At 45.9% G+C, this 15771-nt stretch carries 16 protein-coding genes and 1 pseudogene; 9 read left to right on the top strand and 8 right to left on the bottom strand.

What is annotated here, in order from left to right; genetic code table 11:
- Positions 1 to 227 precede the first annotated feature (227 nt).
- From sthA to ppsR, 3 genes are all read right to left on the bottom strand, one after another.
- Complete coding sequence (gene sthA / locus JFC05_RS06940; protein ID WP_105246235.1) at positions 228 to 1877, bottom strand: Si-specific NAD(P)(+) transhydrogenase; 1650 nt, start codon at positions 1875 to 1877, stop codon at positions 228 to 230.
- 89 nt (positions 1878 to 1966) lie between these two features.
- Positions 1967 to 2371 (bottom strand): DUF4377 domain-containing protein, encoded by a 405-nt coding sequence (locus JFC05_RS06935; RefSeq protein ID WP_100749539.1) that lies wholly within the window; start codon positions 2369 to 2371, stop codon positions 1967 to 1969.
- 79 nt (positions 2372 to 2450) lie between these two features.
- Positions 2451 to 3347 carry a posphoenolpyruvate synthetase regulatory kinase/phosphorylase PpsR gene (gene ppsR, locus JFC05_RS06930; RefSeq protein ID WP_192995369.1) on the bottom strand — a complete coding sequence of 299 codons (897 nt, stop codon included), beginning with the start codon at positions 3345 to 3347 and terminating at the stop codon, positions 2451 to 2453.
- A gap of 613 nt (positions 3348 to 3960) precedes the next feature.
- Between ppsR and ppsA the strand changes: the two genes are divergently transcribed.
- The 6 genes from ppsA (at position 3961) to JFC05_RS06900 (ending at position 9482) form a co-directional block, all read left to right on the top strand.
- Positions 3961 to 6345, top strand: coding sequence for a phosphoenolpyruvate synthase (gene ppsA / locus JFC05_RS06925; protein WP_198336331.1), 2385 nt, complete (start codon positions 3961 to 3963; stop codon positions 6343 to 6345).
- Positions 6346 to 6499: 154 nt separating this feature from the next.
- The gene (locus tag JFC05_RS06920; RefSeq protein ID WP_227697453.1) at positions 6500 to 7489 is read left to right on the top strand and encodes an RDD family protein; all 990 of its coding nucleotides are present in this window, start codon (positions 6500 to 6502) and stop codon (positions 7487 to 7489) included.
- A 300-nt stretch (positions 7490 to 7789) separates the two neighbouring features.
- Entirely contained in the window at positions 7790 to 8188 is a 399-nt protein-coding gene (rpsF, locus tag JFC05_RS06915) for a 30S ribosomal protein S6 (protein WP_075102154.1), read from the top strand.
- Positions 8189 to 8204: 16 nt separating this feature from the next.
- Entirely contained in the window at positions 8205 to 8432 is a 228-nt protein-coding gene (gene rpsR / locus JFC05_RS06910; RefSeq protein WP_058368567.1) for a 30S ribosomal protein S18, read from the top strand.
- Positions 8433 to 8457: 25 nt separating this feature from the next.
- On the top strand, positions 8458 to 8967 hold the full coding sequence (rplI, locus tag JFC05_RS06905) for a 50S ribosomal protein L9 (RefSeq protein ID WP_075102155.1): 510 nt from the start codon (positions 8458 to 8460) through the stop codon (positions 8965 to 8967).
- Between the two features lie 245 nt (positions 8968 to 9212).
- The gene (locus tag JFC05_RS06900; RefSeq protein ID WP_227697452.1) at positions 9213 to 9482 is read left to right on the top strand and encodes a hypothetical protein; all 270 of its coding nucleotides are present in this window, start codon (positions 9213 to 9215) and stop codon (positions 9480 to 9482) included.
- 292 nt (positions 9483 to 9774) lie between these two features.
- On the opposite strand, the gene JFC05_RS06895 is transcribed toward JFC05_RS06900, so the two are convergent.
- Positions 9775 to 10326 carry a histidine phosphatase family protein gene (locus tag JFC05_RS06895; protein ID WP_198336329.1) on the bottom strand — a complete coding sequence of 184 codons (552 nt, stop codon included), beginning with the start codon at positions 10324 to 10326 and terminating at the stop codon, positions 9775 to 9777.
- A 173-nt stretch (positions 10327 to 10499) separates the two neighbouring features.
- The gene (locus JFC05_RS12770) at positions 10500 to 10619 is read right to left on the bottom strand and encodes an adenosylcobinamide-GDP ribazoletransferase (RefSeq protein ID WP_244658186.1); all 120 of its coding nucleotides are present in this window, start codon (positions 10617 to 10619) and stop codon (positions 10500 to 10502) included.
- 174 nt (positions 10620 to 10793) lie between these two features.
- On the opposite strand from JFC05_RS12770, the pseudogene JFC05_RS12960 reads away from it, so the two are divergent.
- Together JFC05_RS12960 and JFC05_RS06885 are read left to right on the top strand one after the other, a co-directional pair.
- Positions 10794 to 10850, top strand: a pseudogene (locus JFC05_RS12960) (hypothetical protein); the annotation flags it as partial.
- A 124-nt stretch (positions 10851 to 10974) separates the two neighbouring features.
- Positions 10975 to 11787, top strand: a complete 813-nt coding sequence (locus tag JFC05_RS06885; RefSeq protein WP_198336328.1) for an enoyl-CoA hydratase — start codon at positions 10975 to 10977, stop codon at positions 11785 to 11787.
- Positions 11788 to 11822: 35 nt separating this feature from the next.
- Here the strand turns inward: JFC05_RS06885 and arfB are convergent, their stop codons facing one another.
- The 3 genes from arfB to JFC05_RS06870 form a co-directional block, all read right to left on the bottom strand.
- On the bottom strand, positions 11823 to 12236 hold the full coding sequence (arfB, locus tag JFC05_RS06880; RefSeq protein WP_075101581.1) for an alternative ribosome rescue aminoacyl-tRNA hydrolase ArfB: 414 nt from the start codon (positions 12234 to 12236) through the stop codon (positions 11823 to 11825).
- Positions 12237 to 12442: 206 nt separating this feature from the next.
- Positions 12443 to 12781: a RidA family protein gene (locus JFC05_RS06875; protein ID WP_075101582.1), complete on the bottom strand. Its 339-nt coding sequence runs from the start codon at positions 12779 to 12781 to the stop codon at positions 12443 to 12445.
- Positions 12782 to 12845: 64 nt separating this feature from the next.
- Positions 12846 to 14093: an NAD(P)/FAD-dependent oxidoreductase gene (locus JFC05_RS06870; protein ID WP_198336327.1), complete on the bottom strand. Its 1248-nt coding sequence runs from the start codon at positions 14091 to 14093 to the stop codon at positions 12846 to 12848.
- Between the two features lie 452 nt (positions 14094 to 14545).
- On the opposite strand from JFC05_RS06870, the gene ychF reads away from it, so the two are divergent.
- Complete coding sequence (gene ychF / locus JFC05_RS06865) at positions 14546 to 15637, top strand: redox-regulated ATPase YchF (protein ID WP_105246264.1); 1092 nt, start codon at positions 14546 to 14548, stop codon at positions 15635 to 15637.
- The last annotated feature ends 134 nt before the right edge of the window (positions 15638 to 15771 follow it).

Genomic DNA, 15771 nt, shown 5'->3' with positions numbered 1-15771 from the left:
GATGCACTCTAAAAAGAATATAGCGCTACTGGGATGAATTTTGCGCAGCCTCTGGGAACGCAGCACGCAAGTAAAATTTATACCAGTAGCGCGTTTAATCTTATATAACAGTTTTATTTTCAATTGATTATAGTCTAAAAGGCAGCTCATCTAAAAATGCCATGAAAAAAGCGCCTGCTAATCATAAGCAGGCGCTTTTTTATTTGACTGAACGTCGCGCGTCATTTTTAAAAAACGCGGTTTAGTCCATTTAATGCAGCCACGCGATATGCTTCAGCCATCGTTGGATAGTTAAAGGTAGTATTTACAAAGTACTCAAGGGTGTTGTTGCTCTTGCACTTCATCACCGCTTGACCGATATGGATAATCTCTGAGGCGTGATTGCCATAGCAATGAATACCCAAAATCTCCAGCGTGTCACGGTGGAATAATATCTTTAATACACCAGAGCGCTCGCCGATGATCTGTGCGCGCGCCAGATGTTTAAAAAATGCTTGACCTACTTCATAAGGGACTTTTTCGTCCGTCAGCTCTTGCTCTGTCTTACCGATACTAGAGATTTCAGGAATGGTATAGATACCAGTCGGTACACTTGATACAGGCTCTGCATCACTGTCACCGACCATAAAGGCTGCCGCACAGCGCCCTTGGTCATAAGCGGCCGACGCCAGAGACGGCCAACCAATCACATCGCCGGCTGCATAGATATTGTCGATTTCGGTACAGTAAGTGTCATCGACTTTTAGCTGGCCTCGGCTATTGGCTTCAAGACCGATGGCCTCTAGGTTTAGGCCTTCTGTGTTGCCTGAACGGCCATTGGACCACAAGATCGCGTCTGACTTGATGCGTTTGCCGCTCTTTAGGTGCAAGACCACATAATCGTCATGGGTTTCTAAATAATCAATCTCTTCATTACTACGGATCAGAACACCAAACTGCCTAAAGTCATGGGCAATCGCATCGCTAATTTCACTATCTAAATAGCTCAGTAGCTGGTTTTGGTTATTGATTAAGTCAACTTTATAGCCAAGGCCGGTAAAGATAGAAGCATACTCACAGCCGATAACCCCTGCGCCATAGATGATGATTTTTTTGACGACATAGTCCATCTGCAAGATTTTGTCAGAGTCAAATACCCGTGGATGGTTAAAGTCAAGAATATCTGGGCGATAAGGACGGCTACCGACGGTGATGATGGCTTTGTTAAACGTGACAGTCTCAAAGATATTGTCATCAGTTTCGACGCGCAGAGTATGGGCATCGACGAAGCTTGCCCAGCCATTAATCACTTCGATACGATTGCGCTCATAAAAACGCGTGTGGGTGTTGACTTGCCGGCGAATCACTTGACGTGCTTTGGCCAGCACTTCATTGAGCGGGACTTGCTTGTATTCCATCGCTTTGGTAAACATGGGATCACGGCGAAAGTTGATCAAGTTAAACACCGATTGACGCAGCGCTTTACTCGGTATGGTGCCGACGTGCGTTGAATTACCACCAACCTGCTCACGCGGATCAATCACCGCCACCTTTTTGCCCGCTTTGGTCAGCTTCATGGCCGCCGCTTCACCAGCAGGACCCGCCCCTAAGACTACTACATCATACTCATACTGATGCTTATCGCCCTTTAGACGACGCGAGTCTTTGGTAAAGCCAGTTTTGATATCGATACGAGTATCATCGAGCGGATTGACCAAGTCAGGATGATGCATGATGTCTTCGGTGACTTGCTCGTGGGTTTGCTCGATTTTCTCTTTTCTACCTTTACCTTTGGTGTGCTCAGGGTTTGGTATAGGCGCGCTTTGTTTGTTAGATACTTCGGTATGGGTATCTTCACCAACATCGTTGGTCGCATCGCTTGGTTTTTTACTTCCCATTATGTCCTCTTTATATATTAATGTATGTATCATATCGCCCATGAAACAGCGTCATAGATCTTCTCATTATCATAGCTTTAATCATAGCTCTAAGGGGTGCCTACCATACGTTGAGATAGGATATTTTGCAACGTCCAGTGACCTGTTAGACGTTGTTGCCCCTCGTCGATCTGTGGCCGTACACTGATGACGTATTCGGTGCCAAGGCTTGGCGCAAAGTCATCAATCCAGTCATAAGGAATCTGAAACACACTGCCATCTTTGCTAGATTTGGCCAGCAAGCATTGCATCGGTAGCGCTGAGGCGCAGGCGACACGATTGGGCATAATGGTGAGCGTTTGAGCGTCACCAAGCACAATACTCGGAATATAACGCGGCTCAGGCACAGGCTCACGAGCAAATGGCGATGTCTGGCAGGCACTCAATAGCGTCGCGGCGCTAATAACGCTTGCTAATAATAAAGGTGTTTTTTTGGCTTGATAAAGTGAACGCATAATCTTCTCTATATAAAATGACCGTTTGATAAAGATAGTGTGATAAATCTGGAGGTATAAAATGTGAGCGCTCAGCATTCTAACCGATGCGGCGTTTTAGCCCCGTCATCTGCAAGATACGCGTGGCAATCTCTTCTACCGACATCTCAGAGACATCGAGGCTTGGGATACCATGAGTGATATAAATACCTTGTATGGCGCGCTGCTCTTGCTGACACTGCTGATAGCTCGAATAACGGCTGCCCGCGCGGCGCTCTTGGCGAATCTTGACCAAGCGATCGGTATCAATCAGTAAACCAAACAGCTTGTCTTTGTGTTCGCGCAGGGGTTTTGGTAATTGATTGTCATACAGATCATCTTCGGTCAATGGATAATTGGCGGCGCGAATACCGAATTGTAACGCAAGATATAGTGACGTCGGTGTTTTGCCCGAACGTGATACCCCTACCAAGATAATATCGGCAGCATTATAATGACGGGTGCGCGCCCCATCATCGTTATCTAAGGCAAAATGTACCGCGTCGATACGCTCTTTATACGTCTCGGAGTCGACATCATCATGAGCATGACCTGAATGGCCGTCTGGCTCTACCCCAGTCTCTTCTGCGACGCGGCCGATCAGCCCCTCATACATATCCAAGTTACAGCTGTGCGCTGAGTTGATTGTTTCGCGAATCTCGGGGCTCACGATGGTATCAAACACCAATGGCAGCAAACCATCACGCTGATAAGCCATATTGATTTGCTCAACCGCATCCTCAGCACGCTCTAGGCTATCGACATAAGGCAACACTCTGGTCTCAAAAGGAACCGAGGAAAACTGACTTAAGATCGCACGGCCCAGCGTCTCCGCCGTAATCGCCGTACCATCTGAGATAAAAAACGCGGTTCTGATGGCCTGAGAGCTGTCCAAGTTTAGCGCGTGGCGGTTTTGAATGGTGGGCTTGACTTGTTCAGCTGGATTGCTTGAGTACATGCGTGGATACCTCGGTTGAAAACTCATCGATTGAAAACTCAATAGGAGTCTTCATCTAGTTTTTGTCTATTATATGGCGTTGTCTGATATATAGCATCTGGGTCTTTATTATACATACCGTGCACGGCTGAGCGCCCTGTTTTTCTGCTTTATATTATACGCATAATAGAAGTCTAATAGAAATCAATGTTACAGGCGTACACTTATCACCAACATCCATGCCGGCACAAAGGCTGTGCGCGGCAAAGGCGATCAAATAGCCGCGCCATACCTCCTAAAAACCAGCCATGTTATGTGGTTTTTGAGGCGACGGGCTTTATAAAACATCCATCGATGGCTTTAGTGGTTATCACTGCTGGTAGTTTTGGTAAAATCAGTCGAAACGGTGGGCGCTTGGAGATATCAACAAACGGATTTTTTTCTTAGCTTTTTTGGACACAGATAGCCCTTTATAATTGCTGTTTCTATAGCGTCATCATAAATTATGTAGCAAATCCGACAATTTGTATCTTTTTCACAAGTTTTTTGGGTCAACCCCTCGAAATTCTGCAAATATAGCGGTATAATTCACCGTTATAATCTTTACTAAATAACCTTATTTTCTGGAGTTATCATGGCAGCGCAATCTACAGCACTTGTAATCAATCTAGATCAGTTAGGAAAAGACGACATCGATATGGTCGGTGGTAAAAACGCCTCACTCGGCGAGATGATCAGCCACCTATCTGATTTAGGCGTTAGTGTTCCAGGCGGTTTTGCGACGACTTCCAATGCGTTCAATCGTTTTTTGACCGAAACAGGCTTGCTCGATAAGATCAACAACGAGCTAAAAACCTTAGACGTCAACGATGTCAACAAACTTGCTGCCACTGGTAAAAAAATCCGTACTTGGATCATTGAGCAAGCGCTGCCAAGCGACCTTGAGCAAGAAGTACGCAAGTCATTTGAAGCCATGAGCGGCGGCGAAGACATCGCGGTTGCGGTACGCTCTTCTGCGACTGCCGAAGATTTGCCAGATGCGTCATTTGCTGGTCAACAAGAGACTTTCTTGAACATTCGTGGTATTGATAACGTCCTAATCGCTATTAAAGAAGTATTTGCCTCTTTGTATAACGACCGTGCCATCTCTTATCGCGTGCACAAAGGTTTTGAGCACGAAGGCGTGGCACTATCGGCTGCTGTACAGCGTATGGTACGCTCAGAAACAGGCGCCGCGGGCGTGATGTTTACCCTTGATACCGAAAGTGGCTTTGATCAAGTGGTCTTTATCACCTCAAGCTACGGCCTAGGTGAAATGGTCGTACAGGGCGCGGTGAACCCAGACGAATTCTATATCTCTAAAAAATTACTCGCCAATGGCAAGCCTGCCGTTATTCGCCGTAACCTCGGTAGCAAGCATAAGAAAATGGTGTATGGCGATGAAGGCAGCACGTCAAAATCAGTGAAAACCGTTGATGTTGAAAAACAAGATCGCATGCAGTTCTCACTCACCACAGAAGAGCTAACCTCACTTGCCAAGCAAGCGGTCACCATCGAGCAGCATTATGGCCAAGCGATGGATATCGAGTGGGCGAAAGACGGTGACAGCGGTGAAATCTTCATCGTACAGGCGCGCCCTGAGACCGTTAAAAGCCGCCAAGACAGCAATGTTATGGAGCGTTATGTCATCGATACCACTGATGCCAAAGTATTGTGCGAAGGTCGTTCAATCGGTCAGCGTATCGGCTCAGGTAAAGTACGCATCGTCACCAACCTAAACGAGATGGACAAAGTAGAAGAAGGCGATATATTAGTCTCTGATATGACGGATCCAGATTGGGAACCGGTCATGAAACGCGCCTCTGCGATCATCACCAACCGCGGTGGCCGTACCTGTCACGCGGCTATCATTGCTCGTGAGCTAGGTGTACCAGCGATTGTTGGTTGTGGTAACGCCACTGAGCTATTGGTCGACGGTCAAGACGTCACCGCCTCTTGTGCCGAAGGCGACACAGGCTTTATCTACGAAGGTCAGATCGACTTTGAAGTACAAACCAACTCTGTCGAGACCATGCCAGAGCTAGCATTTAAAGTGATGATGAATGTCGGCAACCCAGACCGCGCCTTCTCATTTACCCAAATGCCAAACGAAGGTATCGGCCTTGCCCGTCTTGAGTTTATCATCAACCGTATGATTGGTGTGCATCCAAAAGCGCTACTAAACATGAATAGCTTGCCACGCGAAATCTCACAAGCCATTCATGAGCGTATCGCAGGCTATGCCTCACCTGTCGATTTTTATGTTGATAAATTGGTCGAAGGTATCTCAACCCTAGCGGTTGCCTTTATGGACCAGCCTGTCATCGTTCGTATGTCTGACTTTAAATCAAACGAATATGCCAACCTATTGGGTGGTAAGCTATACGAGCCATCAGAAGAAAACCCAATGCTAGGCTTCCGCGGTGCCAGCCGTTACGTGTCTGACAACTTCCGCGACTGCTTTGAGCTTGAGTGTAAAGCACTAAAACGTGTCCGCGACGAGATGGGCTTGACCAACGTTGAGATCATGATTCCATTCGTTCGTACCACTGACGAAGCACGTCAAGTCATCGAACTGCTTGAGAAAAATGGCCTAAAACGCGGCGAGAATGGTCTACGCGTTATCATGATGTGTGAGCTACCCACCAACGCTCTATTGGCAGAAGAATTCCTTGAGCATTTCGATGGTTTCTCAATCGGCTCTAATGACTTGACTCAGCTAACGCTCGGTCTTGACCGTGACTCAGGTATCGTCTCTCACTTATTTGATGAGCGCGACCCTGCGGTTAAGAAACTGTTGACCATGGCTATCGAAGCTTGCCGTAAGCAAAACAAGTACGTCGGCATTTGTGGTCAAGGTCCATCTGACCATCCAGATCTAGCATTCTGGCTCATGGAACAAGGCATCAGCTCTGTGTCACTAAACCCTGACTCAGTGCTAGACACTTGGTTCTTCTTAGCTGGTGAAGACAAAAAATAAGCCGTTACATTAAGTCACGACGGTGATTGACACAGTCATTACAAGTACTACTTTTAGGGTCTATTTGATTTTTTCAAATAGACCCTAATATAATGTGAGACAAGTAGTGGCTTAAAAACAGTGACTTAATATTTGACTAACTATGCAGGCAATTATGCAAATTTTTCTTGCTCGAAATAACGTACAAGCTGGTCCATACAATTTGGAGCAGCTCAATATCATGTTGGCATCTGGCGAAGTGGTGCTAGATGACCTGATGTGGCATGAAGGCTTGGAACAATGGCAACGTGTCGGCACCTTAACCAACAACCAAACGGTCTATACACCCGCTCCGGTTAATGGCGCTGAGGTCAATGACTCTATCATTAACAACGTCACTATCTTTCCAGAAGACAATGCCTCAGGTAAGCAAACCGACAAGCCTGTGTCTTTAGATAGACTGTACGGCAAGCCTGAGCGTAAAGATACGGCGAATAACACTAAGGTCGACATGACGACCAATCGTCACCACACCCCGCATCACAACGTCTCATTAAACAAAACCCATCTGAATAAAGCTGCCACCAACCAAGATAAGGTCGTTGGCGACGTCGTACTAGCGCCTATCATGTCGCGAGTATTGGCGACTGTTATCAATGCTCTCGTCTATATACTAGCTTCCATTCCGATGATAATGGCTTGGTCAAAGTTAGACATTGACTATTCAAAGCTCCAGAATATCGAGAGTGTAGAAACTTTAAATAAAGCTTTAGAGTATTCTACAAGTTTAATAGAAACTATTCCTAGCAGTACTTTGATGATGTCGCAAGCGCTTATATTTGGTTTGCTTGCATTACAATTAATATTCATTTCGCTCCGTGGGCAATCGTTGGGCAAGTTACTTACTGGTATTCGGGTCGTAGATCAAACCACGCATACTCTTCCCTCCTTTACTAAACTTATAGCTGTTCGTACTTTATTGCTACTTATCATTTACTATCTACTGTTCATGATCCTAGGTTTCTTTGCATTTGCAATTATCGGGGTACATTATTACATGGCATTAAAGAGCCCTGAAAATATCGGTTGGCATGACAAACTGGCTAAGACGTTGGTGGTCAAAGCCGACAGCAGTCAGCTGGCAAAAAAGCCAACTCTGAAATAATCAACCGATAAATAACAAGCTCGATCTCTAAATTTATCCTTAAATACCTCTTTAAATACTGAAAAAGCAGCGCATGATCGTGGCTTTTTTAGTATTACCGGCAATGCGTGAGTGATTAACCTTTGTATTAGCCACTCACTACTGTTATAATACGGCGCTTTATAAACTAAGCTTATCTCCAAGATTTTATAAGAACTATTTTTATAAATAGGATTTTATAAAACTGGGCGTTGGGTTTACCTTATAAATCTCCTTGCTATTGACATAGGGTCAATAGCTACTAATCCGTAAGGAGTCATAATGCGACATTACGAACTGGTGTTACTTGTACACCCAGACCAAAGCGACCAAGTGGTCGGCATGGTTGAACGCTATATCAAGTTGGTTCAAGACAACGGTGGTGCTATCCATCGCCTTGAAGATTGGGGCCGCCGTCAATTGGCTTATCCAATCAACAAGATTCACAAAGCTCACTACGTTCTTTTCAACATCGAAACTGACGGTGATACTTTAGCTGAACTTGAAGAATTATTCCGCTATAACGACGCGATCATTCGTAGTCTAGTTATGCGCCGTGACGAAGCTGTCACTGAAGAGTCGCAGTTAGCCAAGAATGCCGATGAAAAACGCGCACGCAAAGCAACTACTCGTCGTCCAGACAATCGTGAAAACGACGACAACGACAACAGTGAAGACTAATTAAAGGAGAATACTCATGGCACGTTTCTATCGCCGTCGCAAATTCTGCCGTTTCACTGCTGAAGGCATCACTCACATCGACTATAAAGATGTTGAATTGCTAAAACAGTACATCAGTGATAATGGTAAAATCGTACCAAGCCGTATTACCGGTACGTCTACTAAGTATCAGCGTCAACTAGCCACTGCTATCAAGCAAGCTCGTTACCTTTCACTACTTCCGTATACTGACAACCATCAGTAATTTAACCGTTAACTAGGAATGACTCATGCAAATTATTTTGTTACAGCGTATCGTCAACCTTGGTAAACTCGGTGAAACTGTCGATGTAAAACCAGGTTACGGTCGTAACTTTCTTATCCCTCAGGGCAAAGCGCTACCTGCGACCAAAGCTAACATTGAAAAGTTCGAAGCACGTCGTGCTGAGCTTGAAGCTGAAGAAGCAAAAGAAATCGCTACTGCTCAAGAGCGTGCTGACGCATTAACTGACGTTAATGTCATCATGCGTGCTAAATCAGGTGACGAAGGCAAGCTATTTGGCTCTATCGGTACTCGCGATATCGCTGAAGCATTGACTAACTCAGGTCTAGAAGTAGACCGTGCTGAAATCAAGCTACCTGAAGGCACTCTACGTCAAGTGGGCGAATACAATGTTGATATTCAGCTACACCATGACGTGACTGCTAGCATCTTGGTTACTATCTTGTCTGAAGATGGCGACAATGAAGACGCAGCTGACGATGTAGAAGACGACAACGAAGATTACTCAGAAGAGTAAGCCTTTGTAGCAGTCTAAAAAAGCCAGTGACATCATGTCGCTGGCTTTTTTTATTCCTGATCGCTGCTAATCTCGCTTGACTTATTTGTTGCGACCCGATGATATACTCTAGCAACTATCTGCAATAAACCCTTAAATATCTTATACTTAATGATAAGATAACCTCTATAAAACCCTCTATATATTTAATTATCTGACTGTTATGCTATAACTTTCTCATTTGTTGATAGGGTATGACGAATAGTATGCCAAATAACAATACGTTGAACGACAAAACATTAGACAGCCGTGTGATAAATACCAATGATAAATTGTTATGTATCCAAGGTAATAAGTTTTATGCAGAAGGTGAGGTTTATACTGTCGGTAGAATTGTAAATAATAAGTATTTTCAACTGCTGACTGGCAGTGATGACGATCACTGGTATGCCACAGTAGATGAAAGAGGTATTTATGTCAGCTTCGATTCTATGACGCCTGATAATAACAAAGCATGGTTTGATAAGATTGCTTAAATGATGCAAAAGCCCTTGTCCATCGCTGCAGAAGATAAAATAAAGGTGGTGTTCTAAAAAGTATGCTGGCGATAGAAGTCAATAAGAAATCTATGCTAAGTTCTCTGATTCTATAGGGCTTTCAAGGCTTCAAAAATTGTTCAAGTTTTAATCAGCATACTTTTTGACACACCACCAAAATAAACTGGTCATTACACATGGCCAGTTTTTTGCTATGAGCCTTTTTATTAGAGCATGTCATTAGGGTATATTTTCAAATGTATTATCGTGGAAGCTGGCATTGAAAACACACTCAAAAAAGAAAAGGCAAGTCTTGTCGCTCCCCGTACGCCACTGAAACTGGCCAATCTGCTACTATCTTCGGTATATTTTGTCCAGCATCAATCATCTTGGCAGCAGTTATCCAGCCTGCATGACCGACTGCTAATACTGGTTTTTGACCACTATTTTGCGCAGCCATGTCACTTAACCAGTTCTCCACACGCTCAAATAACTGCTGCAAGCTCTCGCCACCATCAGGCGCAAAGTGAGCAAAGTTAGCACACCAGTCATCGATCTCTTGCTTGGCAATTTGCGCCCAATCTTGACCATCCCATTGACCAAAATTAATCTCAGGGGCGACATGACAGGCAAAACCGCGCTGCGCCAATATCTGCCCGACTTTGAATGAGCGCTGTAATGGGCTTACCCAGATCACCTTTGGCAGTTGATGCCGCCGCACAAAACGCTCGATACGATGCGCCAGACGTTTTAATTTGCGCTTATCGACGGCCACATCACTTTGGCCGATGCAGCGCCCATCAGTGGCCATGGGTTTTGGATGCCGCCAAGTATAAAGCGTCATTGGTGGATTTGCCTCCTGTTTTTTTATAGTCAATTCACCATAAAATAAACACAGTGCTACTGGGATGAGTTTTTCGTAGCATCTGTCTGCGTAGGCACAGCAAGCAAGGAAAATTTATACCAGTAGCGCGTCATAATACTTGTACTCTTTTCATTTAGGACTGACTATATACTTCAGACAAAAGGTATAGAAGCAGCCAGCCCCGCATATATGGCGATTTCACTTACCTGCTGCGTCGCCCCTAGCCCATCGCCCGTATAGCCATCTAAACGCCTACGTAATAAGCGGCACATATAGTCTGTCGCCAGCAGCGCCAATATCAGCGCTACTATCCAGGCTCAGACCAATCTGCTGCACAGTGCTCGGAAACAAGTAAATAACGAGCGCGCCTGCCACCAATAGCCAACCACTACTAAACAGCGCTTGGTATAAGAGAGTGATTTTGTCGTTCTTGTAAAACGACCCATAACAGAGATGTTAATGGAGCAAAAAACATTCTCGCGGTCGGGCTTGACCGTCTTTAGTAGGAATCCCCGCTTCTTTAGGTCGGGAAGGAAGTCAAAACGGATATTCAACACAAGTCAGCTGTTATATCACTGATAAGCCATGCTATCATTTGGGTTTATGTCCCATTATCAAGGAAGATAAATGTACAACACCCATACGTCTGAGACCAATGAGTCGTTCGTTATCAGAGAAAACCATAAAGAGGCAAACGGCGTCGTCACGCTTACTCTCAATCGCCCCAAACAATTCAATGCGCTATCAAGCGATATGCTCACCGCCATGCAGACAGAGCTGGACAATATCGCCCAAGACAGCAATATCCGTGTGGTCGTCATCGCGGCGGCTGGCAAGGCATTTTGTGCAGGTCACAATCTAAAAGAGATGCGCGCCCACTCGAATGAAGCATTTCACAGCGCTTTATTTAAACAATGCAGTCAGATGATGCTGACCATCAACCAGATGCCGCAAGTCGTGATTGCCAAGGTACAGGGTATCGCCACTGCCGCAGGCTGTCAGCTGGTCGCCGCTTGCGATCTCGCCGTGGCGGCTGATGAAGCCAAGTTTGCCACCTCTGGTATCAATGTCGGGCTGTTTTGCTCGACGCCGGCTGTCGCTGTCAGTCGCAACCTCTCTCGCAAGCAAGCGTTTGAGATGCTCATCACTGGTGAATTTATCGATGCCCGTACCGCCTTGCAGCAAGGGCTCATTAACCGTGTCGCGCCAGCGGATCAGTTGGCGGCTAGCCTACACTCTTTAATCGATAGCATCACTGCCAAATCCTCTGTCGCGCTCAAAACTGGCAAGGATATGTTTTATCAGCAGTTGGAGATGGACTTGGCAGACGCCTATGACTATGCAGGCAAAGTGATGAGCTGCAATATGATGGCAGATGACGTGCGCGAGGGCATTGATGCGTTTATCGAAAAGCGCGATGCTGTATGGACGGGACGATAAGACTCACGCGCCAGAACGCATGACTAAACATGTGATTAAAAATCCACCTTGCCGCGTAACGCTTTTATTTTGCCGCGCTGCGTCTTTTGATCGACCCGTTTACGCTTAGCACTTTTGCTGGGTTTGGTCGGTTTACGTGTCGGCAGCGTTTTCGTGGATTGCAAAATAAAGGCTTTGAGGCGCTCAAGCGCATCTATCTTATTGCGCTCCTGCGTACGGTACTGCTGCGCTTTTAATACAAAGATACCATCTTTGGTGACACGGCTGTCTTTACTGTTTAATAAACGCTGTTTGTGCTCCTCGCTTAAGCTTGAGGCATTGATATCAAAGCGTAGGTGAATGGCCGAGGCGACTTTATTGACGTTTTGTCCGCCTGCCCCTTGCGCACGAATGGCATGCATCTCTACGTCGCTATCGCTCAGACGCATGGTATGGCTGATAAAAATCATAAGACTCTTTTTTGTTGTATATGGTTTTTATGATATGGGGCTTAATTTAGCATTTATAAACCGCAGTAGAGTAATGACAAAAAAGCTAACAGCAAGAAGCCAAAGGACAATACCAATGAAAAAGGACACGATATCGCTATCATGTCCTTTTTGTTTGGCTCTGACTGCTTACTAATAGCAGCGCTGCGCTTCGTAGTAACGCTAAGTTACTCTGCGGCAGTGGCAATCATCTCGACGAGTAGCTCAGGACGCGCCAGTGCAGACTCGCCGCAAGCACGCGCTGGTGGCTGTATGCCTTCAAACCACTTATCCCAGACTTCATTCATCGCGGCAAAGTCTGCCATGTCTTTAATCCAAACGGTCACTGAGAGTAGCTTTGATTTATCGCTACCAACCTCTTCGAGCAATGCTTGGATTTTTTCTAGGCAAGTGAGGGTTTGGGCTTTGATGTCGTCTTCTGCGTTACCCACCTGACCGCACAGATAAACGGTCTGGTTGTGTACCACGATTTTACTCATACGCTGATTGCTGTGTAGCTTTTTCATCGTATTTTATCCTTAATATCTAATGAAAGTTAAGTTGCGTTTGTCCGGTAAGCAGCTCTAACGCCTAGCTAGAGAAACGCTGAGCGCTAAATGGGGTGATATCGACCAATAGCGGCTTATCATGAATCATCTCTTCTACGATGCGCCCTGTCATCGGCCCCAAAGTAAAGCCTTGATGGCTGTGACCAAAGGCAAACCAGAGCTTGTCATGCTTAGGTGCAGGACCAATGACCGGCTTCATATCTGGCATACAAGGGCGCGAGCCTGCCCACGCTTCGCTCTCGACAGCGTCATCTAGCGGTAGAATTTTGCGCGCGAATTTTAGGACGGTCTGTAATTGACCGAAGTTTTTTGGCGCGTTCATGGTGGTCATCTCAGCACCGGTGGTGATGCGAATACCTTGCTGCATCGGTCCCATGACAAAGCCTTTGTCCATATCAAACATGCTGTGATGGATGGTGTTTTTGTCCGTCACTTTAAAGTGCTGATGGTAGCCGCGCATTGGGAACAACGGCAGGTTATAACCCAGTGGTTTGATCAAGTCGTTTGACCAAGGGCCGGCGGCGATGACCAACTTATCACTATAGTAGGTTTCTTTATCCGTGATGATTTTCCAGCCTTCACCTTCTTTGACGATTTCTTTTACGTCACTTTCTTTGATCGTCCCTTGCATCTCTTCGAAGTTTTTGGCATAAGCTTTGACCAAGGCGCTCGGGTTTGAAACTTGCCACGAGTTGAGCCAATGAATCGCGCCCACAAACCCATCAAAATTGGCACTCGGCTCCATCGCTTTCAACTCTGCCAGACTCAGTACGTTGTGCTCGACGCCCTGCTCACGAGCTGCAATGGCTGATTCAATCGCCTCTTTAAAGGTGTCTTCAGAGCGATGCAGCTGCAACCATCCATCACGCGTGATCAGCTCATCGGCACCAGATGCCGAAATCATGGTTTGATGCTCACTGGTACAATGCGCAATCAGCGTCTGCCACTCAGCTTCGATTTTTTTAACCGTGGCTGGCGCCGAGTACTTCCAGTATTGCAGCAAGGCTTGATGATAACGCAAGAGAGCCGGTATCCGATAACGGATATCGGTACCTTGGTTGGGCAGTACGCGAATCATCTCTGTCAGCTGACGCGGGAAAGGATGAGTGTGGATGGCTTCACGCTGGATCAAGCCAGCATTTCCATAAGAGGTCTCTGACCCTGGGAGTTTTTTATCTAGTAACAGTACTTGCGAATTATTTTTTTGTAGATGCCACGCAATTGAGGTGCCAACCATGCCAGCACCAATAACAACAACCTCATAGCGCATAGAATATCCTTTCCTAACAGGTAGTAGAGTCTTGCATATTAGGGGGTGATAATAACGCGAACCTGATAATTAATAAACCCATATTTAACGGATTTTTTCGCCGAAAAATACTTTTGGTTATACGTTTTTAATAAAGGTATTTTTTTCAGGAATAACAAGCCATTTTATTAAAAATAAAGCCCGCAAGCGCCCCACTCTCCTGATATTGCGGCGCACCTACGCGAAAATCACACGGGGCGATAGCTCATAAGAGCGCCCATAACGAGGGTATCGTCATATGTGTATTTTGATGTCAGTACTAAGACCAGTTTTGCGACAGATGTTTGAGTCCAAATACACCGCAACAACCTCACCCTTACCCTCGGAAAATTTGCTACAATATGTCCAATTTTGGCTGGCGCTTTCATCGAGCATCGGCCGACCTTATTTTATAATACTATCGAGAGAGCATTATGGGTTTTAATTGCGGCATCGTCGGCCTACCAAACGTGGGCAAATCCACCTTATTTAATGCGTTGACCAAAGCGGGCATCGCTGCTGAAAACTTTCCGTTTTGTACCAAAGACCCCAATACTGGCATCGTCCCTGTGCCAGATCCTCGTCTCAAAAAACTGGCCGATATCGTCAATCCTGAGCGCGTGCTACCCACGACCATGGAGTTTGTCGATATCGCAGGTTTGGTCGCAGGAGCCTCAAAAGGCGAAGGCATGGGCAACCAGTTTTTGGCCAATATCCGTGAGACCGACGCGATTGCACATGTGGTACGCTGTTTCGACGATGACAACGTCGTCCACGTCGACGGCCGCGTCAGCCCTATTGATGACATCGAAACCATCAATACAGAGCTGGCGCTCGCAGACTTAGAAGCAGTCGAGCGTGCTATTCAAAACCAAAGCAAAAAAGCCAAAGGCGGTGATAAAGACGCGCAGGCCATGCTTGAGGTGTTTAAGAAAATCGAACCTTTATTGGCTGAAGGCAAAGCGGCACGCGCAGCAGGTCTGGATAAAGATGAGCAAAAACTGATCCGCAGCTATGGTTTGATCACTTTGAAACCGACCATGTATATCGCCAACGTAAGCGAGGATGGTTTTGAAAACAACCCTTATCTTGATGCGGTGCGCAACTATGCCACAGGCGAAGACTCTATCGTTATCGCTTTGTGCAACCAAATCGAATCTGAAATTGCGCAGCTCGACGAAGACGACAAAAAAGACTTTTTAGAAGACATGGGCATGGAAGAAGCCGGTCTTGATCAAGTGATTCGTGCAGGTTACGACTTACTTGATATGCAGACCTACTTTACTGCTGGGGTCAAAGAAGTGCGCGCATGGACGGTCGCTGTCGGCGCTACGGCACCGCAAGCAGCTGGCGTTATTCATACCGATTTTGAGCGCGGCTTTATTCGTGCTGAGGTCATCGCTTATGACGACTTTATCGAGTATAACGGCGAAAAAGGCGCTGCAGCCGCTGGTAAATCTCGCCTAGAAGGCAAGACTTATATCGTCCAAGACGGCGATGTGATGCACTTTAGATTTAACGTGTAACTTTCAATAGTACATAATTAGCTGAATGTAAAACTGTTATGGATTTGAACGCGCTACTGGTATAAATTTTACTTGCGTGCTGCGTTCCCAGAGGCTGCGCAACCTACGTTTAAAAATAGCATCCCAGTAGCGCT

Source organism: Psychrobacter celer, assembly GCF_016107555.1.
GTDB lineage: Bacteria > Pseudomonadota > Gammaproteobacteria > Pseudomonadales > Moraxellaceae > Psychrobacter > Psychrobacter celer.
Note: the sequence above shows the minus strand (reverse complement) of the source record. Positions and strands in the feature narration are given on the sequence as shown.

Bases quoted from the DNA above. Each gene is read 5' to 3' on its own strand.
- sthA (WP_105246235.1), bottom strand. From the start codon at position 1,877: ATGGGAAGTAAAAAACCAAGCGATGCGACCAACGATGTTGGTGAAGAT.
- JFC05_RS06935 (WP_100749539.1), bottom strand. From the start codon at position 2,371: ATGCGTTCACTTTATCAAGCCAAAAAAACACCTTTATTATTAGCAAGC.
- ppsR (WP_192995369.1), bottom strand. From the start codon at position 3,347: ATGTACTCAAGCAATCCAGCTGAACAAGTCAAGCCCACCATTCAAAAC.
- ppsA (WP_198336331.1), top strand. From the start codon at position 3,961: ATGGCAGCGCAATCTACAGCACTTGTAATCAATCTAGATCAGTTAGGA.
- JFC05_RS06920 (WP_227697453.1), top strand. From the start codon at position 6,500: ATGCAAATTTTTCTTGCTCGAAATAACGTACAAGCTGGTCCATACAAT.
- rpsF (WP_075102154.1), top strand. From the start codon at position 7,790: ATGCGACATTACGAACTGGTGTTACTTGTACACCCAGACCAAAGCGAC.
- rpsR (WP_058368567.1), top strand. From the start codon at position 8,205: ATGGCACGTTTCTATCGCCGTCGCAAATTCTGCCGTTTCACTGCTGAA.
- rplI (WP_075102155.1), top strand. From the start codon at position 8,458: ATGCAAATTATTTTGTTACAGCGTATCGTCAACCTTGGTAAACTCGGT.
- JFC05_RS06900 (WP_227697452.1), top strand. From the start codon at position 9,213: ATGCCAAATAACAATACGTTGAACGACAAAACATTAGACAGCCGTGTG.
- JFC05_RS06895 (WP_198336329.1), bottom strand. From the start codon at position 10,326: ATGACGCTTTATACTTGGCGGCATCCAAAACCCATGGCCACTGATGGG.
- JFC05_RS12770 (WP_244658186.1), bottom strand. From the start codon at position 10,619: ATGTGCCGCTTATTACGTAGGCGTTTAGATGGCTATACGGGCGATGGG.
- JFC05_RS06885 (WP_198336328.1), top strand. From the start codon at position 10,975: ATGTACAACACCCATACGTCTGAGACCAATGAGTCGTTCGTTATCAGA.
- arfB (WP_075101581.1), bottom strand. From the start codon at position 12,236: ATGATTTTTATCAGCCATACCATGCGTCTGAGCGATAGCGACGTAGAG.
- JFC05_RS06875 (WP_075101582.1), bottom strand. From the start codon at position 12,781: ATGAAAAAGCTACACAGCAATCAGCGTATGAGTAAAATCGTGGTACAC.
- JFC05_RS06870 (WP_198336327.1), bottom strand. From the start codon at position 14,093: ATGCGCTATGAGGTTGTTGTTATTGGTGCTGGCATGGTTGGCACCTCA.
- ychF (WP_105246264.1), top strand. From the start codon at position 14,546: ATGGGTTTTAATTGCGGCATCGTCGGCCTACCAAACGTGGGCAAATCC.